This window comes from Spirillospora sp. CA-108201 (genome assembly GCF_050936235.1).
Taxonomy (GTDB): domain Bacteria; phylum Actinomycetota; class Actinomycetes; order Streptosporangiales; family Streptosporangiaceae; genus Spirillospora.
Map to the genome: position 1 here is coordinate 3,698,298 of NZ_JBNJNE010000001.1, position 22,405 is coordinate 3,720,702.

The 22,405-nt window shown below is 72.8% G+C and carries 17 protein-coding genes; 4 read left to right on the plus strand and 13 right to left on the minus strand.

What is annotated here, in order from left to right; translation table 11 throughout:
* Positions 1-17: 17 nt before the first annotated feature.
* The 3 genes from ilvN to ACQEU6_RS18045 all read right to left on the minus strand — a co-directional run bounded on the left by ilvN (position 18) and on the right by ACQEU6_RS18045 (position 5,398).
* Positions 18-542: an acetolactate synthase small subunit gene (ilvN, locus tag ACQEU6_RS18035; RefSeq protein ID WP_499333369.1), complete on the minus strand. Its 525-nt coding sequence runs from the start codon at positions 540-542 to the stop codon at positions 18-20.
* 5 nt (positions 543-547) lie between these two features.
* The gene (locus tag ACQEU6_RS18040) at positions 548-2,419 is read right to left on the minus strand and encodes an acetolactate synthase large subunit (RefSeq protein ID WP_499333371.1); all 1,872 of its coding nucleotides are present in this window, start codon (positions 2,417-2,419) and stop codon (positions 548-550) included.
* Between the two features lie 150 nt (positions 2,420-2,569).
* A complete protein-coding gene (locus tag ACQEU6_RS18045; protein ID WP_499333372.1) occupies positions 2,570-5,398 on the minus strand; it encodes a putative bifunctional diguanylate cyclase/phosphodiesterase in 2,829 nt (942 codons plus the stop codon).
* A gap of 424 nt (positions 5,399-5,822) precedes the next feature.
* Between ACQEU6_RS18045 and ACQEU6_RS18050 the strand changes: the two genes are divergently transcribed.
* Positions 5,823-6,926, plus strand: a complete 1,104-nt coding sequence (locus tag ACQEU6_RS18050; RefSeq protein WP_499340237.1) for a PQQ-dependent sugar dehydrogenase — start codon at positions 5,823-5,825, stop codon at positions 6,924-6,926.
* A 76-nt stretch (positions 6,927-7,002) separates the two neighbouring features.
* On the opposite strand, the gene gatB is transcribed toward ACQEU6_RS18050, so the two are convergent.
* The 3 genes from gatB to gatC are packed head-to-tail and all read right to left on the minus strand — an operon-like array spanning position 7,003 to position 10,304.
* Entirely contained in the window at positions 7,003-8,487 is a 1,485-nt protein-coding gene (gene gatB / locus ACQEU6_RS18055; protein WP_499340239.1) for an Asp-tRNA(Asn)/Glu-tRNA(Gln) amidotransferase subunit GatB, read from the minus strand.
* A 14-nt stretch (positions 8,488-8,501) separates the two neighbouring features.
* Positions 8,502-10,001, minus strand: a complete 1,500-nt coding sequence (gatA, locus tag ACQEU6_RS18060) for an Asp-tRNA(Asn)/Glu-tRNA(Gln) amidotransferase subunit GatA (RefSeq protein WP_499333373.1) — start codon at positions 9,999-10,001, stop codon at positions 8,502-8,504.
* 3 nt (positions 10,002-10,004) lie between these two features.
* A complete protein-coding gene (gatC, locus tag ACQEU6_RS18065) occupies positions 10,005-10,304 on the minus strand; it encodes an Asp-tRNA(Asn)/Glu-tRNA(Gln) amidotransferase subunit GatC (RefSeq protein ID WP_499333374.1) in 300 nt (99 codons plus the stop codon).
* A gap of 179 nt (positions 10,305-10,483) precedes the next feature.
* Between gatC and ACQEU6_RS18070 the strand changes: the two genes are divergently transcribed.
* Positions 10,484-10,732, plus strand: a complete 249-nt coding sequence (locus ACQEU6_RS18070) for a DUF6458 family protein (protein ID WP_499333375.1) — start codon at positions 10,484-10,486, stop codon at positions 10,730-10,732.
* A 294-nt stretch (positions 10,733-11,026) separates the two neighbouring features.
* On the opposite strand, the gene ACQEU6_RS18075 is transcribed toward ACQEU6_RS18070, so the two are convergent.
* The 5 genes from ACQEU6_RS18075 to mnmA all read right to left on the minus strand — a co-directional run bounded on the left by ACQEU6_RS18075 (position 11,027) and on the right by mnmA (position 18,397).
* Complete coding sequence (locus ACQEU6_RS18075) at positions 11,027-13,141, minus strand: putative bifunctional diguanylate cyclase/phosphodiesterase (RefSeq protein WP_499333376.1); 2,115 nt, start codon at positions 13,139-13,141, stop codon at positions 11,027-11,029.
* Between the two features lie 258 nt (positions 13,142-13,399).
* The gene (gene ligA / locus ACQEU6_RS18080; protein ID WP_499333378.1) at positions 13,400-15,568 is read right to left on the minus strand and encodes an NAD-dependent DNA ligase LigA; all 2,169 of its coding nucleotides are present in this window, start codon (positions 15,566-15,568) and stop codon (positions 13,400-13,402) included.
* A 51-nt stretch (positions 15,569-15,619) separates the two neighbouring features.
* The gene (locus ACQEU6_RS18085; protein ID WP_499333379.1) at positions 15,620-16,621 is read right to left on the minus strand and encodes a methionine synthase; all 1,002 of its coding nucleotides are present in this window, start codon (positions 16,619-16,621) and stop codon (positions 15,620-15,622) included.
* 71 nt (positions 16,622-16,692) lie between these two features.
* Positions 16,693-17,286 carry a TIGR03619 family F420-dependent LLM class oxidoreductase gene (locus tag ACQEU6_RS18090; protein ID WP_499333380.1) on the minus strand — a complete coding sequence of 198 codons (594 nt, stop codon included), beginning with the start codon at positions 17,284-17,286 and terminating at the stop codon, positions 16,693-16,695.
* Positions 17,287-17,320: 34 nt separating this feature from the next.
* Positions 17,321-18,397, minus strand: coding sequence for a tRNA 2-thiouridine(34) synthase MnmA (gene mnmA, locus ACQEU6_RS18095; RefSeq protein ID WP_499333381.1), 1,077 nt, complete (start codon positions 18,395-18,397; stop codon positions 17,321-17,323).
* Positions 18,398-18,464: 67 nt separating this feature from the next.
* On the opposite strand from mnmA, the gene ACQEU6_RS18100 reads away from it, so the two are divergent.
* Positions 18,465-19,550: a DUF695 domain-containing protein gene (locus ACQEU6_RS18100; RefSeq protein ID WP_499333382.1), complete on the plus strand. Its 1,086-nt coding sequence runs from the start codon at positions 18,465-18,467 to the stop codon at positions 19,548-19,550.
* A gap of 108 nt (positions 19,551-19,658) precedes the next feature.
* On the opposite strand, the gene ACQEU6_RS18105 is transcribed toward ACQEU6_RS18100, so the two are convergent.
* Both ACQEU6_RS18105 and ACQEU6_RS18110 read right to left on the minus strand, forming a co-directional pair.
* A complete protein-coding gene (locus tag ACQEU6_RS18105; protein ID WP_499333384.1) occupies positions 19,659-20,495 on the minus strand; it encodes a DUF1206 domain-containing protein in 837 nt (278 codons plus the stop codon).
* Positions 20,496-20,534: 39 nt separating this feature from the next.
* Entirely contained in the window at positions 20,535-21,710 is a 1,176-nt protein-coding gene (locus ACQEU6_RS18110; protein WP_499340241.1) for a cysteine desulfurase family protein, read from the minus strand.
* A 144-nt stretch (positions 21,711-21,854) separates the two neighbouring features.
* Here ACQEU6_RS18110 and ACQEU6_RS18115 point away from each other — a divergent pair, with 144 nt between their 5' ends.
* Entirely contained in the window at positions 21,855-22,376 is a 522-nt protein-coding gene (locus ACQEU6_RS18115; protein WP_499333385.1) for a TetR/AcrR family transcriptional regulator, read from the plus strand.
* Positions 22,377-22,405: the final 29 nt, after the last annotated feature.

Sequence of the window (22,405 nt, forward strand, 5' to 3'; positions counted from 1 at the left end):
GGCGTCCGGGTCGCGGGTCAGGCGCTGCGCTCGATGGCCCGCAGCGAGCGGTCGGTGATGGACCGGGCGCCGCGGCCGATGGCCACCATGCCCGACTGCACCAGTTCCTTGATGCCGAACGGCTCCAGGATCCTGATGAACGCGTCCAGCTTGTCGCGGTTGCCGGTCGCCTCGATCGTGACGGCGTCGGGCGCGACGTCCACCACCTTGGCGCGGAACAGCGTCACGGTCTCCAGGACCTGCGAGCGGGTCTCGGCGTCGGCGCGCACCTTGACGAGCACGAGCTCGCGCTGGACGGACGCCGAGGAGTCCAGCTCGACGATCTTGAGCACGTTGATCAGCTTGTTGAGCTGCTTGGTGACCTGCTCCAGCGGCAGGTCGGCGACGTTCACCACGATCGTCATCCGGGAGATCTCCGGATGCTCGGTGGTGCCCACCGCGAGGGACTCGATGTTGAAGCCGCGCCGGGAGAACAGCGCCGCGACCCGAGCCAGGATGCCGGGCTTGTTCTCCACCAGCACCGAGAGGGTGTGCAGGCTCATCGGGGTCAGTCTCCGTTCTCCCAGTCGGGCGCCATGTCCCGGGCGATCTTGATGTCGTCGTTGGTGGTGCCTGCCGCGACCATCGGCCACACCATGGCGTCCTGGTGGACGACGAAGTCGATCACGACGGGGGCGTCGTTGATCTCCATGGCCTTGGCGATGACCTCGTCGACGTCCTCGGCCTTCTCGCAGCGCAGGCCCACGCAACCGTACGCCTCCGCGAGCTTGACGAAGTCGGGGATCCGCTTGGCCGAGTGGAGGTCGGTGTTGGAGTAGCGCCCCTCGTAGAAGAGCGTCTGCCACTGCCGGACCATCCCGAGGTTGCCGTTGTTGATCACGGCGACCTTGACCGGGATGCCCTCGATCGCGCAGGTCGCGAGTTCCTGGTTGGTCATCTGGAAGCAGCCGTCGCCGTCGATCGCCCAGACCGTCGTGTCCGGCGCGCCGACCTTGGCGCCCATCGCCGCCGGGACGGAGTATCCCATCGTCCCGGCGCCCCCCGAGTTCAGGAACGCGCCCGGCCGCTCGTACTTGATGAACTGCGCGGCCCACATCTGGTGCTGGCCGACGCCCGCGACGTAGTACGCCTCGGGACCGGCGATCTGCCCGATCCGCTCGATGACGTACTGCGGCGACAGCGAGCCGTCGGCGGGGGTGTCGTAGCCCAGCGGGTACGTGTCGCGCCAGGCGCCGAGCTGGCGCCACCAGTCGGCGTAGTCGCCCTTGCGGCCCGCCTCGTGCTCGTTCTGCAGGGCGACGACCAGGTCGGCGATCACCTCGCGGGCGTCCCCGACGATCGGGACGTCGGCGTGCCGGTTCTTGGAGATCTCCGCCGGGTCGATGTCGGCGTGCACGACCTTGGCGTGCGGCGCGAACCCGTCCAGCTTCCCGGTGACGCGGTCGTCGAACCGGGCGCCGAGCGCGACCAGCAGGTCGGCGCGCTGCAGCGCGCCGACCGCGCCGACCGCGCCGTGCATGCCCGGCATGCCCATGTTCAGCGGGTGGCTGTCGGGCAGCGCGCCCTTGGCCATCAGCGTGGTGACGACCGGCGCGCCGGTCAGCTCGGCGAGCACCTTCAGCTCGGCGGACGCGCCCGCCTTCAGCACCCCGCCGCCGACGTACAGGACCGGCCGCCGCGCCTGGACGATGAGCCGTGCCGCCTCGCGGACCTGCTTGGAGTGCGGCCGGGTGACGGGCCGGTACCCGGGCAGCTGCAGCGCGACCGGCCACTCGAACGCGACCGTCGACTGCAGGGCGTCCTTGGCGATGTCGACCAGGACCGGGCCGGGCCGCCCGGTGCCCGCGATGTGGAACGCCTCGGCGATGGTGCGGCCGATGTCCTCCGCCTGGGTGACCAGGAAGTTGTGCTTGGTGATCGGCATCGTGATGCCGGCGATGTCGGCCTCCTGGAACCCGTCGGTCCCGATCAGCGAGGACGCGACCTGCCCCGTGATCGCCACGATCGGCACCGAGTCCATGTAGGCGTCGGAGATCGCCGTGACGAGGTTGGTCGCGCCCGGCCCGCTGGTGGCCATGCAGACGCCCACCTTGCCGGTCACCATCGCGTAGCCCTGGGCGGCGTGGCCGGCGCCCTGCTCGTGCCGGACGAGGATGTGGCGCAGCTTCCTGGAGTCGAACAGCGGGTCGTACGCCGGGAGGATCGCGCCACCCGGGATGCCGAACACGGTGTCGACGCCGACGTTCTCCAGGGCGCGGACCAGCGCCTGTGCTCCCGTCATCTGTTCGGTCGTCATGATTCTGCGTTTCCTTGGGGAGTGAGTGTTGGCTCGCCGGGCAACAAAAAACCCCCGCCGCCGTGAGGCGGTCGAGGGGAGGCGCGCAGGACGGAAAGCTTGGTCAGCCTGCGCGCCGACCAAGTACTACGAGGATGGTGGAGGTGCTCTGCACGTGCCCACTTTCGCCGATGTCCGGCCACCGGTCAAATCCTTGGACGCTTTGTCTCATATGTCGAGACGAGGGTGTCGCCCGTCACGGTCGCGTCCGGCAGGGCCGTCCGGTGCACGCCGTCAGCCCGGCAGCGGGAGCGGGAGGTCGCCCGGACGGGCCTGGCCGGCGAGGTTCGTCCGCACCAGCGACTCGACCCGCTGCGCCCCCATCGGCCGCGCCACGAGGAACCCCTGGCCGCGCGGGCACCCCATCTCCCGCAGCAGATCCAGCTGCTCCGGCCGCTCGATGCCCTCCGCCACCACGGTCAGCCCGAGATCGCTGCCGAGCCGCACGATCGTCCGGGTGAGCAGCGTCAGGGTCTCGTCCGAGCCGAGCCCCGCCACGAACGAGGGGTCGATCTTGATGATGTCGACCGGGAGCTGCCCGAGGTAGGCCAGCGAGGCGTACCCGGTGCCGAAGTCGTCGATCGCGAGCCGGACGCCGAGGTCGCGCAGCTGGGACAGGCGCTCGACGTTCTGGTCGGCGTCCTCGACGAGGACCTCCTCGCGCACCTCCAGCGTGAGCGCCTGCGGCGGCAGCCCGGTCTCCGCCAGCGCCGCCGCGACCGACTCCACGAACCGGGGGGCGGCGATCTGCCGGGCGGTGAAGTTCACCGACAGGCCCACGTCCCACGAGTCGCCCCGCCAGCGCGCGACCTCCCGGCACGCCTCCCGCAGCATCCAGTCGCCGAGCGGGATCATCAGGCCGGACTCCTCGGCCAGGCCGATGAACTCCTCCGGCGGCACCGCCTCGCCCCCCCGGCGCCAGCGCAGCAGCGCCTCCACGCCGGTCACCCGCGACGTGGCCAGGTCGACGACCGGCTGGAACTCCACGGAGAACTGCTCCTCGGCGAGCGCCGCCTGCAGGTCGCTGCCGAGCTCCAGCCGCCGGACGACGTCGGCGTGCATGTGCGGCGCGTACACCTCGACGCGCCCGCCGCCGAGCTCCTTCGCGCGGGCCATCGCGAGGTCGCCGTTGCGGATCAGTTCGGCGGCGCCGCGGCGGAGCCGCCGCCCCGCGTCCGATCCGCCGCCGCGCAACTGCTCCGCGTCACCGGCGAACGCGATGCCGACACTCGCCGTCAGCACGATGTGCTTGTTACCGACCTGGTAAGGGTCGACCGAAAGCACGCGAAGGAGCCGACCGGCGAGCTCGACTGTGGCACGCGTCTCACGGTCGTCCGGCGGGAGCTGCACGAGGACCGCGAACTCGTCGCCGCCCCACCGCGCCACCGTGTCGTCGGCCTGGACGTTCGCGCGCAGCCGCCGGGCCGCCTGGGCGAGCACCTGGTCGCCGGCCGCGTGCCCGTCGGAGTCGTTCACGGCGGTGAACCCGTCCAGGTCGACGAACACGACCGCGGCCTTGCCGCCGGACGCCTGCCGCGACAGCACCTCCCGCGTGCGCTCCTCGAAGTAGGACCGGTTCGGCAGGCCCGTCAGCCCGTCGTGGAAGGTCAGGTGGGCGACCTGCCGCTGCAGCGCGGCCCGCTCGCTCAGGTCGCGGGTGGTGACCAGCAGCCGGGACGGCGCCCCGTCCGAGCCCTTGTAGCGGGAGATCGTGGACTCCGTCGGCAGCCACGTCCCGTCCGCGGCGCGCAGCCGGCACGACACCCGCAGCGCGTCCTGCGGCCCGACGTCGCCGGACGGCTCGTCCAGGAACTCGGTGAACACCTGCTGGACGCGCGGCAGGTCCTCCGGGTGGATGATCTCGTTCAGCGGGCGGCCGAGCAGCTCGTCCTGGGTGTAGCGGTAGGTCCGCAGGGCGCCCGCGCTGGCGTGCCGGACGGTGGCGTCCAGGTCGCAGATGAGGACCGCGTCGTTGATGCTCTCCGACAGGGCCCGGAAGTGCTCCTCGCCGGTGTCCACGGCGCGGCGCAGCGCCTCGTTCTCCCGCAGCAGCGCGGCGAGGCGCGCGATGAGCACCAGCGCGGCCGAGCCCGCGGCGATCGAGATCGCCGGCTCCAGGCCGTCGTCGCCCGCGATCGAGTGGCCCGCGATGAACAGCGCGGCCGCGGCGGCCACCGCGGCGGGCGCGAGACCCGGGCCGATCATGCGGCCGCACTCCTCGGCGGGGGCCGCGACGTCCTCGGGGATGTCGTCGACGGGCAGCGCCGGCTCGGCCGCCGGGCCCGTCCACGGCACCAGCAGCAGGAGCAGCAGCCCGGCCAGGCGCAGGATGTCGGAGGGGTCCTCGGCGGACCCGCCGCCGTCCAGCCGGACGAACGTGGTCACGATGTCGGCCGCCGCGATCGCGGCCAGCGCGCCGTACCCCATCCAGGCGAGGCGGCGGTGCCCGCGGGCGGCGCCGAGGACGAACGGCAGCGCCCCGCAGACGAACACGATGTCGATCAGCGGGTACAGCAGTTCGAGCAGGAACTCCGGCGGCGACTCCCCCGACCGGTGGTACAGGCCCCCGAAGAGGGCCACCCAGCCGAGGACGAACAGCGCGCAGGCGCAGACGTAGGTGTCGGCGGCGTAGCGCAGCCACGTCCCCGCGTCGCGGGGCAGCCGGATCGGCGCGACGAGGCCGGTGACGAGCGCGCCCAGGGTGAGCAGGTAGAACAGGTCGGGGACCGACAGCGACAGGGCGCTGCGGCCCGAGCCGTACGCCAGCGCGCCGCCGACCGCGCCGACGAACCAGGCCGCGGCGGCGATGCCGTACCACCGCCAGGACGCGCGCCAGATGCCGCCGGGAGCGCCGGCGGCGTCGGCGGACGGGCCGTCGGGGCGCCGGGACGACAGCAGCAGGGAGATCGCGGCGGCGCCCGCGGCGCCGGCCTCGGTCCAGGCGATGAAGGCGCGGCCGCCCCAGCCGAGCAGCGAGCCGGTGGCGTACAGGATCCCGACGATCGCCGCCAGGGCTACCGGCAGCGCACGCGGCGAAACCCGCCTGGCGTAGTCGCCGCTCATCTCGCCGTCGTCCCTTCCTGCCCGATGGGCTGGTCGGCCCTGGCGGAGGCCGAGGCGTGCCAGGGGAGAGTGGGGTCCACGACCCCCGCAGCCTGGATAACGGCCCGAAGGTCACAGATCGTGCCCCGCGCCGTACCGGCGCGGCCCGGCGGCGAGCGCACCGGCCTCGCCTGCCCGGGGAACAGCGACGTTGCTGCAGTACGGGATCACCGTGTCGCTCACTGTACGTTCGGTAGGTCACGGAGCGATTGAGGCTGGGCGACCTTCCCGCGACGAACGGCCCCATCCCGGATCCGTTTGGGACGTCCGAAAGCCGATCGTCACCGGATCGCCGCCTTGCACGGGATTACGCTGAGTGACAGGAAACCCTGCATGACAGGGAACGGTGAGCACCCGGGATCCGTACTACCTGCGGGAGGCGCTCATGCGACAGCACACGACCATCCTCGTCCCGGCCGTCCTGGTCCCGGCCGCGCTCCTCGCGGCCTGCTCATCCTCGCCGTCCGGAGGCGGCGAGGGCCGGACCCCGCCGCCCGCGTCCAGCGCCCCGTCCGCGACGGCGAGCGGCGGACCGGGCACGCCCCGCACCATCGCCGACGATCTCAAGGTGCCCTGGGCCGTGGCGTTCCTGCCCGGAGGCGACGCGCTGGTCACCGAACGCGACACCGCCCGCCTCCTGCGCGTCACGCCGTCCGGCCGCAAGACGACCGTCGGCACCGTGCCCGGCGTGGACGCGCAAGGTGAGGGCGGCCTCCTCGGCGTCGCGGTGTCCCCGTCCTACGGAACCGACCATTTCGTCTACCTGTACTACACGGCGGCGTCCGACAACCGTGTCGTGCGCGCCACCTATGACGGCCGCCTCGGCGACCCGAAGCCCATCGTGACCGGCATCCCCAAGGGCGCCATCCACAACGGCGGGCGCCTGGCGTTCGGGCCCGACACGATGCTCTACGTCACCACCGGCGAGACCGGCGACGGCGGCAAGGCGCAGGACAGGAACAGCCTCGGCGGCAAGATCCTCCGCGTCACCCCGGAAGGCGCGCCCGCCCCCGGCAACCCGTTCGGCACCCGCGTCTGGACGTACGGGCACCGCAACGTCGAGGGCCTCGCCTGGGACGGCGCCGGCCGCATGTACGCCACCGAGTTCGGCCAGGACCGCTTCGACGAGATCAACCTGATCATCAAGGGCCGCAACTACGGCTGGCCGGTGGTCGAGGGGGTCGGCCACCGCAAGGGCTTCACCGACCCGCTCCTGACCTGGACGACCGACCAGGCGTCACCGTCCGGCCTCGCCTACGCGGACGGTTCCCTGTGGGCCGCCGCGCTGCGCGGCGAACGCCTCTGGCAGGTCCCGCTCGACAACGGCAAGGCAGGACGCCCCATCGCCCGTTTCCAGGGCCGCTACGGAAGGCTGCGCGCGGTCGTCCGCGCCCCGAACGGCTCACTGTGGGTGACGACCAGCAACCAGGACGGCCGAGGCGCCCCCCGGCCAGGCGACGACCGCATCCTCGACGTCCCCCTCCCCTGAGCGGCCCTCGGGCCTCGCCGGAACGCCCCGGTTTCGGGACGTTCCGGCGGTCGCCCCGAGGCTGGGGCGGCGCGGGTCAGGAGGCGCCGAGCTTCTCCAGGATCAGTTCGCGGGCGCGGCCGGCGTCGGCCTGACCGCGGGTGGCCTTCATCACGGCGCCGACGAGGGCGCCGGCGGCGGCGACCTTACCGGCGCGGATCTTGTCGGCCACGTCCGCGTTGCCGGCGATCACCTGGTCGATGACCGAGGCCAGCTCGCCATCGTCGCTGACGACCTTCAGGCCGCGCGCGGCGACGACCTCGTCGGGGCCGCCCTCGCCCGCGAGGACGCCCTCGAACACCGTGCGGGCGAGCTTGTCGTTCAGCTCCCCCGCGGTGATCATCGCCTGCACGCGGGCGACCTGCTCGGGCGTGATCGGCAGCTCGGCCAGTTCGACGCCCTGCTCGGTGGCGCGCCGCGACAGCTCGTTCATCCACCACTTGCGGGCCGCCGGGGCGTCGGTGCCCTGCGCGACCGTCGCCTCGATGAGGTCGACGGCGCCGGCGTTGACGACGTCCCGCAGCTCCAGGTCGGACAGGTTCCACTCCTGCTGGATGCGGCGGCGGCGCGCGGCCGGCAGCTCCGGCAGGGTCGCCCGCAGCTCCTCCACCCAGTCCCGCGGGGGCGCCATCGGCACCAGGTCGGGCTCGGGGAAGTAGCGGTAGTCCTGCGCCTCCTCCTTGCTGCGCCCGCTCGTGGTGCGGCCGGTGTCCTCGTGGAAGTGGCGGGTCTCCTGGACGATGGAGCCGCCGGCGTCCAGGACGCCCGCCTGCCGCTCGATCTCCGACCGGACGGACCGCTCGACCGACCGGAGCGAGTTGACGTTCTTGGTCTCGGTCCGCGTGCCCCACTTCTCGGCGCCGCGCGGCATCAGCGAGACGTTCACGTCGCAGCGCATCGAGCCCTGCTCCATGCGCACGTCCGACACGCCGAGCGACCGGACCAGCTCCCGCAGCTCCGTCGCGTACGCCCGCGCCACCAGCGGCGCCCGGTCGCCGGTCGCGGGGATCGGCTTGGTGACGATCTCCACCAGCGGGATGCCCGCCCGGTTGTAGTCGACGAGGGAGTACTCGGCGCCGTGGATGCGCCCCGTCGAGCCGCCGACGTGCAGCGACTTGCCGGTGTCCTCCTCCATGTGGACGCGCTCGATCCCGATCCGGTACGTCTCGCCCTCGACCTCGATGTCGAGGTGGCCCTCCACGCAGAGCGGCTCGTCGTACTGCGAGATCTGGAAGTTCTTCGGCATGTCCGGGTAGAAGTAGTTCTTCCGGGCGAACCGGCACCACTCCACGATGTCGCAGTTCAGCGCGAGACCGATCTTGATGATGCCCTCGATCGCGGCGTGGTTGGTGACCGGCAGCGATCCCGGCAGACCCAGGCACACCGGGCACACCTGCGTGTTCGGCTCCGCGCCGAACGCCGTCGGGCACCCGCAGAACATCTTGGACGCGGTGCCGAGCTCGATGTGCGTCTCGATGCCGAGCACCGGCTCGTACTTCGCCAGCGCCTCGTCGTAGTCCATCAGGGCCGGAGTGGTCACTTCGCCTCCACCAGTTCCGGGGCCTTGGCCAGCAGCGGGCCGCCCCAGCGGTCTTCGAGGGCCCGCTCGACGGCGGCGCCGACGCGGTAGACGCGGTCGTCGCCGAGGACGGGGGCCATGATCTGCAGGCCGACGGGCAGGCCGTCCGACAGACCGCACGGCACCGAGATCGCGGCGTTGCCGGTGAGATTGGCCGGGATCGTGCACAGGTCGGCCAGGTACATGGCGATCGGGTCGTCGGCGCGCTCGCCGATCGGGAACGCGGTGGTCGGCGTGGTCGGCGAGACCAGCACGTCCACCTGCTCGAACGCGGCCTCGAAGTCGCGCTTGATCAGGGTGCGGACCTGCTGGGCCTTGCCGTAGTAGGCGTCGTAGTAGCCCGACGACAGCGCGTACGTGCCGAGCATGATGCGCCGCTTGACCTCGGGCCCGAAGCCCTCGGCGCGGGTCAGCGCCATGACCTCCTCGGCGCTGCGGGCGCCGTCGTCGCCGACGCGCAGGCCGTACCGCATCGCGTCGAACCGCGCCAGGTTGGACGAGGCCTCCGACGGCGCGATCAGGTAGTAGGCGGGCAGCGCGTAGGAGAAGTGCGGGCAGGACACCTCGACGACCTTCGCGCCGAGGGACTCCAGCAGTTCGACCGCCTCGTCGAAGCGCGCGGAGACGCCCGCCTCGTAGCCGTCGCCCGCGAACTCCTTCACGACCCCGACGCGCAGCCCGTTGACGTCGGCGCGGCGCGCGGCCTCCACGACGGGCGGGACGGCCTGGTCGACCGAGGTGGAGTCCATCACGTCGTGGCCGCTGAACGCCTCGTGCAGCAGCGCCGCGTCGAGCACGTTGCGGGCGAACGGGCCCGGCGTGTCGAGCGAGGACGCGAACGCGATGACGCCGTAGCGGGACGAGCCGCCGTAGGTGGGCTTCATGCCGACGATGCCGGTGACGGCGGCGGGCTGCCGGATGGAGCCGCCGGTGTCGGTGCCGGTGGACAGCGGCGCCTCGTACGCGGCGACCGCCGCGGACGACCCGCCGGACGACCCGCCCGGGATCCGCTCCAGGTCCCACGGGTTGCGCGAGGTGACGTAGGCGCTGTTCTCCGTGGACGAGCCCATCGCGAACTCGTCCATGTTCGTCTTGCCGAGGATCACCAGCCCGGCCTGCCGCAGCCGCGCCGTCACGGTCGCGTCGTACGGCGGCCGCCAGCCCTCAAGGATCTTGGATCCGGCGGTGGTGGGCATGTCCGCGGTGGTGAACACGTCCTTGTGCGCGATGGGGACGCCGGCCAGCGGGCCGAGCTCCTCCCCCGCCGCGCGGCGCTCGTCCACCCCGCGGGCCTGCGCCAGCGTCGTCTCGCGGTCGACGTGCAGGAACGCGTTGACGCTGCCGTCCACCGCCGCGATGCGGTCCAGGTGCGCCTCGGCCACCTCGACGGCCGACGCCTCACCGGCGGCGATCAGCTCCCCGAGCTCCGCCGCGCTCTTCCTCACCAGCTCGGTCACCGCTCAGGCCTCCTCATCGAGGATCCGCGGCACGCGGAAGCGCTGCTCCTCGGCGGCCGGGGCGCCGGCGAGGGCCTGCTCGGGCCGGAGGCACTGCCGCGCCTCGTCCGTCCGGTAGACGTTGGTCAGCGGCAGCGCGTGGGAGGTGGGCGGGATGTCCTCCGCCGCGACCTCCTGCACCCGCGCGACCGCGGAGATGATCTGGTCGAGCTGGGCGGCGAGATGGTCGAGCTCATCGTCGCCGAGCGCCAGCCGGGACAGCCGGGCGAGGTGCGACACCTCGTCACGGGTGATGGCGGACATTCGAGAAACCGTTCCTGCGATGAAGTGGGTTCACGGCCATCCTATGGGCCCGCGCGCCCGCACCCCGACCCGTTTGACGCGGGCGCGCCCGGGGCGGGTCGGGGAGGTCGCCCGTTTCATCCCCGCAGGGAGGGAAAGCTACCTGCGTCCACCCCCGGGACGAGCGAGAGGAGACCGCCGTGACCATCGGCGGCAGCATCGCCCTGATCATTATCGGCGCGATCCTGGCATACGCAGTCGACTACGACCTCAGCGGCATCGACATCCGGCTGGTCGGCGTCATCCTGATGATCGGCGGCGTGATCGGCCTGGTCGTCGGGGTCGTGCGGATCATGTCCGCCCGCCGCGCCGTCGACCGCCGCCCCCCGCCCGCGGCCGTGCGCGAGGAGTACTACCCGGACGAGTACGACGCCCGCCGCCGCTACTGACCGCGGCGACGCCGCACACACCACGCCCAGCAGGCAGGGCGCCGCCTTCCCCAGGCCGGCGTCCTGCCCGGGCATGTGCCGAAACACCGCGCTCTCCGAAGGGACCGCCCTTCACGGAGTGCCGACGTCCTGCCGCGAACATCGCCTCGCCCACTTGAGAAGCCCTTGCCCAGGACAGGGTCCTCTGGCATGGGACCGCGTCCCGGCAGAAGCACCCATGGCAATCGCTCCAGGGCAGACCGCCCCTCACGGGGAGGCTGCACCTGAACAGGCGCTCCGTCGGCTGAGCTCGGGTCAGGCGCCGCCGGGGGTTTTGACCGAGGGGACGGCGAAGGAGTAGAGCCAGTCGGTGGCGGTCGCGGCGTCCATGGGGCGGCAGAAGTGCCAGCCCTGGGCGGCGTCGCAGCCCATCTCGCGGAGACGCTCGGCGGTCGCGGGGTCCTCGACGCCCTCGGCGACGGAGCGCAGGCCGAGGGTGCGGACGAGGTCGACGATCGAGCGGACGATGACGGCGTCGTCGGGCGAGTCGGCCAGGCGCCGCACGAACGAGGAGTCGATCTTAATCTCCTCGACGGGCAGGCGCTTGAGCCGGACGAGGGAGGAGTAGCCCGTGCCGAAGTCGTCCAGGCTGAGCGGGATGCCGAGCTCGGCGAGGGCGCTCACGGTGTCGGAGGCGTAGGCGGGCTCGTTCATCAGGATGCGCTCGGTGATCTCCAGCTGGAGCGCGGCGGCGGGCAGGCCGCGGGCGAGCAGGCCCTCCTCGACGACCTCGGTGAGGCCGGTGTCGAGAAGGTCGCGCCCCGAGGCGTTCACCGCGACCTGGACGGGCATGTCGGCCCGCCACCACGCGGCGGTCTGGGCGAGCGCGGCCTCCACGACGTAGTGGGTGATCGAGCGCATCAGGTAGGTCTGCTCGGCGACCGACAGGAACGCCGCGGGCTCCAGGAGGCCCTTGTCGGGGTGGCGCCAGCGCAGCAGGGCCTCCATGCCGACGAGGTGGCCGTCCCGCAGCGCGATCTTCGGTTGGTAGAACAGCTCCAGCTCGGAGCGGTCGATGGCGCGGCGCAGGTCGCCGAGCATGGTGAGCCGGGCCGGGGAGTTCCGGTCCTTGCCGGGCGAGTACGTCTCGACGCCGGACCGGGCCTCCTTGGCGTTGTACATGGCGACGTCGGCGCGTTGCAGCAGCAGCTCGAAGTCGGGCGCGTGGTCGGGGAACAGCGCGATGCCGACGCTGGCCTCCAGGTCGAACGACATGCCGTCCAGCCGGACGGGTTCGGAGAGCGCGGCGCGCAGCCGTGCGGCGACCTCGCGGGCGGCGGCCTCGTCCCGCACGGTGGGCAGCAGCACCGCGAACTCGTCGCCGCCGAGCCGCGCGACGAGGTCGCCGGGGCGGACGCTGTGGGTGAGCCGGTGCGCGACGAGCTGCAGCAGCCGGTCGCCGGTGGGGTGCCCGAGGGTGTCGTTGACCTCCTTGAACCGGTCGAGGTCGAGCAGGAACAGCCCGGCGCGGTGGTCCGGCGGGTCGGCCGCCTTGCGCCGGCGGGCCCCGAGGCCGGCGGCGCGCGGGAGCCGCCGGTCCGCGCCGCGCGCCTCGGCGAGGGCCTCCTCGGTGCGGACGATCAGCAGCTTGCGGTTGGGCAGGCCGGTGAGCCCGTCGTGCAGCGCCTGGTGCTCGCGCCGGACCGAGACGGAGGCGTTGAGGTAGACGGCGATGAACGGCAGGACGATCAGCGGCACGAACACGGCGGACCGGTCCATCGCGATGACCATCAGCGGGGCGAGGCCGAGCAGCGCCAGGTGCACGAGGACCTGGTAGGCGAGGTCCCAGCGGAGCGCCTTGACGAGCGAGACGCGCGCGTGCAGCGCGACGGCGGCGCCGACGAGGGTGTCGTTGCACGCGAAGTAGACGGCGCCGGCGAGCGCGATCGCGGGCAGGTCGGAGCCGTGCGGCACCCAGAGGTGCGAGGGGGTCGCGAGGTCGCCGGACAGCGCGAGGACGAACTGGGCGGCGGCCAGGCTGAGGGTGTACTGGGCGACGTTGAAGGCGATGCGGTGCGGGGTGCGGGACCGGAAGATCCCGCAGGTGATCACGGCGACGGCCTGGAGGGCGGCGGCGATGGGCAGGCCCGCGTACAGCAGCGCCGCGAACGAGAACGTGGTCGAGGTGGTGGCGCCGTTGTTCTCGGTGCTGCCGGGCGTGATGATCGGCCGCAGCTCGCCGAAGATGATGAAGCAGCCGAGGATCCAGAAGACGGGGGTTCCGGCGAGCGCGTCCAGGTCGGCGCGGGTCAGCCCGGAGAACGCGACGACGCCGGCGGCGACGCCGAGCAGGATGACGACGACGAAGTAGATCCACAACGGGGAGCCGCGGCGTGGCGCCGTGTTCCGCGTGTTGTTCGGGTCCTTCATCACATCCTCGGGGGGCTTCGGGGGGCCTGCCCCCGGCACCGGGCGTCCCCGACCTCGGGGGACGCCCCCCGGGTGTTACGTCCGGAGATTTCAGGTGTGGGTCGTGATGTGAGGGAGGGTACGGCCTTTGCTCAACTTCGCGAAACCGGTTGCGTACGTACCGTTATTTCCTTTCCACGCCCGTCCCTCGTCGCTGGGTAGTGGAAGTGTACCCCTGAGTAACGCAACCCTGGTCGAAACCCCCGCAACCGCGCCGTGTTAGGCGTCGGCGTGCATAGCTGCATTTTTGGCCGCATCTGGCCCATCGGAGAGGAGGACCCGGAACCCCTCCTCCTCTAGGACCGGTACGCCCAACTTGACCGCCTTGTCGTATTTCGACCCTGGACTGTCGCCGACGACCACGAAGCCCGTCTTCTTCGACACCGAGCCGGACACCTTCCCGCCGAGCCGCTGCACCGCCTCGGTCGCCGAGTCGCGGCTGAACCCCTCCAGCGATCCGGTGATCACCACGGTGACGCCCTCCAGCGGACGCGGGCCCGCGGCGCCCTCGTCCTCCATCCGGACGCCGGCGGCGCGCCACTTCTCCACGATCTCGCGGTGCCAGGGCTCCTCGAACCACGTCCTGATCGACGCGGCGATGGTCGGCCCGACGCCGTCGACCGCGGCGAGCTCCTCCTCCGTCGCCTCGGCGATCGCGTCCAGCGAGCGCATCTCGCGCGCGAGGTCCTGGGCGGCGGACGGCCCCACGTGCCGGATCGACAGCGCCACCAGCACCCGCCACAGCGGCTGGCTCTTGGCCTTCTCCAGCTCCTCGAAGAGGACCTCGACCGTCTTCTTCGGCTCGCCCTCCTTGTTGGCGAAGAACGACACCACCTTCGGCTCGCCGGTCTTCGGGTCGGTCTTGGTCGTCCCGGTCCGCTGGTCGAGGACGAGGCTCCTGATCGGGAGCAGCTGGTCGACGGTGATGTGGAACAGGTCGCCCTCGTTCTTCACCGGCGGGTCGCTCGGCTCCAGCGGCTGGGTGAGCGCGGTCGCCGCGACGTAGCCGAGCGCCTCGATGTCGAACACCTTGCGGCTCGCGAGGTAGAACAGCCGCTCGCGCAGCTGGCCGGGGCAGCTCTCGGCGTTCGGGCAGCGGATGTCGACGTCGCCCTCCTTCTCGTACGCCAGCTCCGTCCCGCACTCGGGGCAGGCGGCGGGCATGACGAACTCGCGCTCGGACCCGTCGCGCAGCCCGGTCACCGGCGCGACGATCTCGGGGATGACGTCGCCCGCCTTCCGCAGCACGACCGTGTCGCCGATCAGCACGCCCTTGCGCCTGACCTCGCTCGCGTTGTGCAGCGTCGCCCGCTCCACCGTGGACCCGGCGACCTTGATCGGCTCCATCACCCCGTAGGGGGTGACGCGCCCGGTCCGGCCCACCCCGACCTTGATGTCGAGGAGCCTCGTGTTGACCTCCTCCGGCGGGTACTTCCACGCGATCGCCCAGCGCGGCGCCCGGCTGGTCGACCCGAGCCGCCGCTGCAGCGCGAACTGGTCGACCTTGACGACGACCCCGTCGATCTCGTAGGCGGTGCCGTGCCGGTCCTCGCCGTACTCCTCGATGTACTCGCGGACGGCGGCGAGCCCGCCGACGACCTTGTAGCGGTCGCTGACCGGCAGGCCCCACCCGCGCATCAGCTCGTACGCGCCGGACTGGCTGTCGGGCTGCTTCCCGCCCCGCCACGCGCCGAACCCGTGGACGAGCATGCCGAGCGGCCGGTGCGCGGTGATCCGCGGGTCCTTCTGCCGCAGCGACCCCGCGGCCGCGTTGCGCGGGTTGGCGAAGGGCTCCTTGCCCGCCTCGATCTGGACCGCGTTGACCTGCTCGAACCCCTCGACCGGCAGGAAGACCTCGCCGCGGACCTCCAGCACGTCCGGCCAGCCGTCGCCCGCCAGCCGGCCGGGGATGTCGGCGATGGTGCGGACGTTGTTGGTGACGTCCTCGCCGGTGCGCCCGTCGCCGCGGGTGACCCCGCGCGTGAGCCGCCCCTTCTCGTAGGTCAGCGCGATGGCCAGGCCGTCGATCTTCAGCTCGCACAGGTAGCCGGCGACCTCGCCGACCTCCTTGACGACCCGCTCGTCCCAGGCGAGTAGCTCGTCGGCGCTCATCGCGTTGTCGAGGCTCTGCATCCGCTCCAGGTGCTGGACGGTCGCGAAGTCGGTGACGATGGGCGCGCCGACCCGCTGCGTCGGCGAGTCGGGCGTGACCAGCTCCGGATGGCGGTCCTCCAGCGCGCGGATGTCGCGCATCATCCGGTCGTACTCGGCGTCGGAGAGCGTCGGCTGGTCGAGGACGTAGTACCGGTAGTTGGCCTCGTCGAGCCGCTCGCTCAGCTCCTTGTGGCGCTGCCGCGCCTCGGCCGGAACGCCGTTGCTCATGGTCATGCCCCTATTCTCGCCAACGGGACCGACAATATGAGCCCTCGGCGCGCCCTTCTAGAGGGCCGCTTCGTAGAGCATCCGGGCCGTGTCGCGGCAGCGTTCGAGGGCTGCGCGGACGTGGCGGGGGGAGGCGCCCGCCATCCCGCAGGTCGGGGTGATCACTACTTGTTCCGCCAGTCGCTGGGCCGGGAAGCCGAAGCGGCGCCACAGGTCCCGCACCGGCTCGGCGGTCGCCTTGAGGGGCGGCAGGGCGGCGTCGGTGGCGGGCACCGCGCCGAGGAACAGGGCGATCCCCGCGTCGATCGTCTCCCCCACCGCGTCGTCGTCGCGCCTCGGCACCAGCCGCAGGTCGACCGAGAGGGCCTTCGCCCCGGCGCCGCGCAGGAGGCCGTACGGGACGTTCCGGGCGCAGCAGTGCACGACGGGGTAGGCGCCCGCCGCGTCGATCACGGCGCGGAGGGCCTCTTCGGCGATCGGCTCCTCGATCGCCCGTAGGCGGGAGAAGCCGCTGGCGGTCGGGACCGTCCCGGCCAGGGCGGCGGGCAGGCCGGGCTCGTCCAGCTGGAGGACGATCTGCGCCGCCGGCAGTCGGCGCTGGACGTCGGCCACATGGGCGGCGACGCCCTCGGCCAGGGACGCGGTCAGGTCGCGGACGGCGCCGGGGTCCTTCAGGGCCCGGTCGCCGTGTCGCAGTTCGATCGAGGCGGCCAGCGTCCAGGGGCCGCAGACCTGGATCTTGAACGGGCCGTCGTGGCCGCCCGCGAGCTCCTCCAGGGCGTCCAGGTCGCGGGCGAGGTGGTCGCGGGAGCGCTGGGTGTCGCGGCCCGGGCGGTCGGAGAACCGCCAGCCGGACGGCTCCAGGTGCACGGGCATCTCGACCAGCAGCCCGGCGGTGCGTCCCGCCAGGTCGGCGCCGGGGCCGCGGGCGGGCAGTTCGGGCAGGTGCGGCAGCTCGGGCAGTTCACCGAGGACGATCCGCAGCGCCTCGGCGGGGTCCTCCCCCGGATAGGACCCGACGCCGGTCGCCGTCCCGGCCTGCCACGGAAAGCTCGTCACACGGGAAACCCTATCGGCGCCGCGATCACAGCAGCGCCGCGAGCCGGTCGAGGTCGCGGAGTGTGCCGTCCTCAGGCTCGGTGCGCAGGTTGAACAGGACCTCGTCGGCGCCCGCGGCCTCCAGTTCCGCGACGGCCTCCGGCCTGGTCCTGGACGGGCTTGGGATACGAGTGCACCGGGTCGAAGTCGACGAACTCGCCGTGGAACTCGGCCCGCTCCCTCGTCCACAGCTCCTTGACCGCGAGCACCCGCTCGCGCATGAGCCGCATCCGGGTCGCCGGGTCGGTGCCGTGGTTGCGCATCTCCTCCCGGTTCCAGCCGGCGCCGACGCCGAGCGCGGCGCGGCCGCCGGAGACCAGGTCGAGGGAGGCGACCTCCTTCGCCAGCGTGATCGGGTCACGCTGGACGACCAGCGCGATGCCCGTCCCGAGCCGGAGCCGCGAGGTGACGGCGGCGGCCGCCGACAGGACGACGAACGGGTCGAGCGTCCGGTAGTAGACGCGCGGCAGCTCGCCGCCGCCCGGATACTCCGACTCCCGCTTCACGGGGATGTGCGTGTGCTCGGTGACGAACAGGGACCCGAATCCGCGCTCCTCCAGCGCCCGCCCGAGCGCGGCGGGGCCGATCCCCTCGTCGGTCACGAACGTCGAGACACCGAACCGCATCGCACCCTCCCAGGAGACCGTCCCGACAGCCTGGTCAGGCGGGGACGCGCGCCGTCTCGGCGATCGTGGCCGACGCGAGGACGCGGTCGCCCTCGTAGAGGACGGCGGCCTGACCGGTCGCCACGCCGCGCGCCGGGGAGGCCAGGCGGACGCGCAGGCCGTCCTCGGCCTGCTCGACCGTGCAGTCGTGGACCTCACCGTGGGCGCGGAGCTGCACCTGGCAGCCGAACGGGCCCTCCGGGGCCTCGCTCAGCCACACCGGGCGCTCGCCGACGAGCTCGTGGACGTCCAGCGACTCGCGCGGCCCCACGGTCACCGTGTTCGTGACCGGGGAGATGTCGAGGACGTAGCGGGGCCGCCCGTCCGGCGCCGGGGTGCCGATCCGCAGGCCCTTGCGCTGGCCGATCGTGTAGGCGTAGGCGCCGTCGTGCTCGCCGACCTCGTTGCCGTCGGCGTCGACGATCGGGCCGGGCGCCGCCCCCAGCCGCTCGGCCAGGAAGCCGCGCGTGTCGCCGTCGGCGATGAAGCAGATGTCGTGGCTGTCGGGCTTGTCGGCCACCTGGATCCCGCGCCGCTCCGCCTCCCGCCGGATGTCGGCCTTGGACGTGTCGCCGAGCGGGAACAGCGCGTGCGCGAGCTGCTCGGGCGTGCACACGGCCAGCACGTACGACTGGTCCTTGCCCGCGTCGACGCCGCGCCGCAGGACGCCGCCGTCCAGCCGCGCGTAGTGGCCGGTGCAGACGGCGTCGAACCCGAGCGCCGTCGCGCGGTCCAGCAGCGCCGCGAACTTGATCTTCTCGTTGCAGCGCAGGCACGGGTTCGGGGTGCGGCCCGCCGCGTACTCGCTGACGAAGTCCTCCACCACGTCCTTGTGGAAGCGCTCGGCGAGATCCCACACGTAGAACGGGATGCCGATCACGTCGGCGGCGCGGCGCGCGTCCCGGGAGTCCTCCAGGGTGCAGCAGCCGCGCGCCCCCGTCCGGTACGACTGGGGGTTGCTGGACAGGGCCATGTGGACGCCGGTCACGTCGTGCCCGGCCTCGGCGGCGCGGGCGGCGGCCACGGCGGAGTCGACGCCGCCCGACATGGCGGCTAGTACGCGGAGAGCCATAGTCCTTCGAGCCTACGCGGCGTGGCCCGGTCCTCCGACGTCATTTCCGCGTACGATTGGGGCCGCTATGGGAATCTTCCGTCGTCCGCGCGAGGCGTCCGCCGCCGCACCGCCCGCCATCAGCGAGTTCTGGGAGTGGTGGGCGCAGGCCCGCCCGACGATCGAGGCCTCGCTGGCCGCAGGGCCGGAGCAGTCCGAGGAGTCCGATCCGGCCGCGCCCGGCGAGGGCCTGTCCGCCGAGACGATGGAGGAGCTGTCCCACCGCGTCCACAAGATCAATCCTGGGCTGCAGTGGGAGATCGGCGGCGCCGACGACCGGAACCCCTCGCTGACCGTCACCGGCGGCGGCGACCCCGAGCTGCGCGGCCTCACCGAGCGCTGGGCCCGCCTCGCCCCGGCCGGATCCGCGGCGGGGGGCTGGAGCTTCCACCCGTCCCGGCAGGCCGACCCGGAGATGCTCGGCCAGGACCTCATCCTCGGCGACCACGAGTTCGACCTCGAGTACGTCCGGCTCGGCATGCGCGCCGACGCCGACCGCGCCCGCGTGCACATCACCGCCTACCACCCCGACTTCCTGTTCGTCTCCGAGGAGCAGCAGCTCCAGGTCGCGCTGAACGTCCTGCACTGGGCGCTCGGCGAGGACGACGTGGCCCGCTGGGTCGGCGAGGTCACGATCGCGACCGAGGCGCCGATCGACTCGCTGCCGCCGTCCATGCTGTCCGCGGTCGTGGAGCAGATCTCCGAGCCGTTCGCCGAGCCCGCCTGGCTGACCGGCGAGGGCCGCACCCCCCGCGGCCACCCCGCCCGCCTCGGCGCCCGGTTCCCGCTGCACCGGCAGGACTACCCGCTCTGCGACCTGCACGTGGCGATCACCGTCCCGTACGCCAACAGCAACCCCGACCGGCTCCCGGTCGAGCCGTCGTCGGGTGCGCTGCGCGCGTTCGAGAAGAAGCTCGCCAAGCTCGGCGACCGCGCCGTCCTCGCCGTCCGCGAGACCGGCGACGGCCTGCGCGTCTTCCACCTGTACGCCGACCCCGACTCCGGCGTCATCTCCGAGCTCGACCAGCTCGCCGCCGGCTGGCCCGAGGGCAAGGCCAAGGTCTCCTCCACCAACGACCCCGGCTGGCGAGCCCTGGCCCCCTACCAGCCGTAGCCGAATATTTCTCCCCTCTTGGGGAAGCCTGAGCCACAGCCGCGGGTCGGGTGGCCGGAAGGCGCTCTGGCGCCTGGAGGTCGCACGACGGGGGTTCCAGGGGGGTCGCTACCCCTGGGAGGAAGCTGCGTCTACCTTGCGGTAGCGGGCTTCGCAGAAGTTGTAGAGGCCGAAGGTGATGACGCCTACGGCGATGGCGACGAGGCCCCAGGGGCCGGCGGGGGTGTCGGCGAACTCGCGGAGGGTGCCGTCCAGGCCCTGGGCCTTGTCGGGCTGGAAGCTGATGGCCGCGTAGGCGAGGAAGGCGCCGGCGGCCGCGACGACGAGCCCGCGGGCGGTGTTGCCGATGATCGCGAGGGGCTTGACGACGCGGCGGGCGGTCTTGCCCATCTCCCAGGACTTCAGTTCCTTCATGAACTTGTGCCGGAAGGCGTTCACGACCATGACCGCGCCCACGACGACGAAGGCCACCGCGACCGCCAGGACGAGCCAGCGGCCGCCGGGCGCGTCCATGAGCCGCGCGGTGTAGGTCTTGGACTGCTCGTCGCTCGACGAGCCGTGGTGGCCGAACAGGAATGCGAAGGTCCCGGCGAAGGCGACCGCGTAGACGGCGGCGCGTCCGGCCGACCCCAGGCGCTTGGTCGCCTTGTCGCCGTCCGGGACGGGACGGCCGAGCAGAGCCTCCGCGACCTGCCAGAGGACCAGCGCGGCGAAACCGACCGCCATCAGCGCGACGAGGACGAGGCCGCCCGGTTGGTCGGCGATGGTCTCCAGCGCGCCCGCGCGGTCGGCCTCCTTCCCGCCGCCGCCGAAGGCGACCTGGAGGGCCAGCCGGCCGATGAGGAGGTAGAGGAGGCCGCGCGCGACCAGCCCCACGCGGGACATGTGGTGGAACCAGGGGTGTCCCGCCGCCTGCTTGAGCCCGTGGCTCACATCCGTCGTCACGGCCACGCTGTCCCCGTTCAAGGGACGGTCAAACCAGCGTCAGCTGAGACCCGCGCGGCGGGCTCGCTCGACGACCGGGCCGATGGCGTCGGCGAGGGCCTTCACGTCGGCCTCGGTACTGGTGTGGCCGAGCGAGAAGCGCAGCGAGCCGCGGGCCCGCTCGGCGCCCGCGGCCATGGCGACCAGGACGTGGCTGGGCTGGGAGACGCCCGCCGAGCACGCCGAGCCGGTGGAGCAGGCGATGCCGCGCGCGTCCAGCAGCATGAGCAGGGCGTCGCCCTCGCAGCCCGGGAAGGAGAAGTGCGCGTTGCCGGGGAGGCGGTCGTCCGGGTCGCCGTTCAGCACCGCCTCGGGGACGGCGTCCCGCACGGCGGCGACCAGCGCGTCGCGCAGCCCGGCGAGGCGGGCGGCCTCGGCCTCGCGGCGGGCGACCGCGACCTGGACGGCGGCGGCGAACCCCGCGATGGCGGGGGCGTCGAGCGTGCCGGAGCGGACGTCGCGCTCCTGGCCGCCGCCGTGCAGCAGCGGCACCGGGTCGAGGAACACCGGCGGCTTCGGCTTGGCCAGCAGCAGGGCGCCGACGCCGATCGGGCCGCCGAGCTTGTGGCCGGTGACGGTGAGGGCCTGCGCGCCGCTCGCCGCGAACCCGACGGGCAGCTGGCCCGCGGCCTGGACGGCGTCGGTGTGCAGGGGGACGCCGCGCTCACCGGCGGCGGCGGCCAGCTCGGCGACGGGCTGGACGGTGCCGACCTCGTTGTTGGCCCACATCACGGTGGCGAGCGCCACGTCGTCGCCGGAGCCGAGCAGCTCGCGCAGGGCGTCCGGGGCGACGCGGCCCAGCCCGTCCACGGGGACGACGTCGACCCGCGCGCCCTCGTGGCCGGCGAGCCACTGGACCGCGTCCAGGACGGCGTGGTGCTCGACGGCGCCGACGAGCACGCGGGTGCGGGCCGGGTCGGCCGCGCGGCGCGCCCAGTAGATCCCCTTGACGGCGAGGTTGTCGGCCTCGGTGCCGCCGGAGGTGAACACGACCTCGCTCGGGCGGGCGCCGAACGCCTCGGCGATGATCTCGCGGGACTCCTCGACGACGCGCCGGGCGCGGCGGCCCGCCGCGTGCAGGGAGGAGGGGTTGCCGAGTTCGCGCAGCTCCGCCGTCATCGCCTCGACGGCCTCGGGCAGCATCGGGGTGGTCGCCGCATGGTCGAGGTAGGTCACCACGCGGACAACAGTATCCGCGCCCTTCCTGTTCCCTTCCGGTGCCCGGGGGAACGTCCGGAAAGAGCCCACCGACGTGGCGGAATAGCGACGGGCAGCCCGCGGTTGGCTCGTATACCGTCCAGCCGGTACAGTAAGGACGTCATGAAACGGGAAGCCCTCTTGGACGCCGCCGAGTCCGTGCTCTTCGAGCAGGGGACGCAGGCGCTGACGCTCAGCGCGGTCGCCGACCGCGCCGGCGTCAGCAAGGGAGGGCTGCTCTACCACTTCCCCACCAAGGAGGAGCTCGTCCGGGCCATGGTGGCGCGGGTCATCGAGGAGTTCGACGGCCTGATCGCCTCCCACGACGACGGTACGCCGGGGTCCTACACCCGCGCCTACGTCGAGGCCACGTTCGAGATCCTCACCGGTGAGGCCCGCGCCTACCGGCGGTGGTCGGCCATCACGGCCGCGGCCGCCGACCCCGAGCAGGCCGAGCCGCTGAACGAGGCGATGCGCCGCTGGCACGCGCCCGACCCGGCGGACGGCCCCGACCCGGGCAACGCGGCGGTCGTCAGGCTGGCGGCCGAGGGCCTCTGGGAGGTGGTCAGCCATGATCCCGGGCTGTACGACGCCGAACAGCTCCGAGCGCTGAGACTGCGGCTGCTGGAGCTGCTGGAGCGCTGACCCGGGGGCGCCGCACGCGCCCCGCCCGA

Excerpts from the sequence above, each read along its gene's own strand:
- ACQEU6_RS18090 (WP_499333380.1), bottom strand. The coding sequence starts at position 17,286 with ATGCGGTTCGGTGTCTCGACGTTCGTGACCGACGAGGGGATCGGCCCC.
- mnmA (WP_499333381.1), bottom strand. The coding sequence starts at position 18,397 with ATGGCTCTCCGCGTACTAGCCGCCATGTCGGGCGGCGTCGACTCCGCC.
- ACQEU6_RS18050 (WP_499340237.1), top strand. The coding sequence starts at position 5,823 with ATGCGACAGCACACGACCATCCTCGTCCCGGCCGTCCTGGTCCCGGCC.
- gatC (WP_499333374.1), bottom strand. The coding sequence starts at position 10,304 with ATGTCCGCCATCACCCGTGACGAGGTGTCGCACCTCGCCCGGCTGTCC.
- gatB (WP_499340239.1), bottom strand. The coding sequence starts at position 8,487 with ATGGACTACGACGAGGCGCTGGCGAAGTACGAGCCGGTGCTCGGCATC.
- ACQEU6_RS18100 (WP_499333382.1), top strand. The coding sequence starts at position 18,465 with ATGGGAATCTTCCGTCGTCCGCGCGAGGCGTCCGCCGCCGCACCGCCC.
- ligA (WP_499333378.1), bottom strand. The coding sequence starts at position 15,568 with ATGACCATGAGCAACGGCGTTCCGGCCGAGGCGCGGCAGCGCCACAAG.
- ilvN (WP_499333369.1), bottom strand. The coding sequence starts at position 542 with ATGAGCCTGCACACCCTCTCGGTGCTGGTGGAGAACAAGCCCGGCATC.
- ACQEU6_RS18045 (WP_499333372.1), bottom strand. The coding sequence starts at position 5,398 with ATGAGCGGCGACTACGCCAGGCGGGTTTCGCCGCGTGCGCTGCCGGTA.
- ACQEU6_RS18115 (WP_499333385.1), top strand. The coding sequence starts at position 21,855 with ATGAAACGGGAAGCCCTCTTGGACGCCGCCGAGTCCGTGCTCTTCGAG.
- ACQEU6_RS18075 (WP_499333376.1), bottom strand. The coding sequence starts at position 13,141 with ATGAAGGACCCGAACAACACGCGGAACACGGCGCCACGCCGCGGCTCC.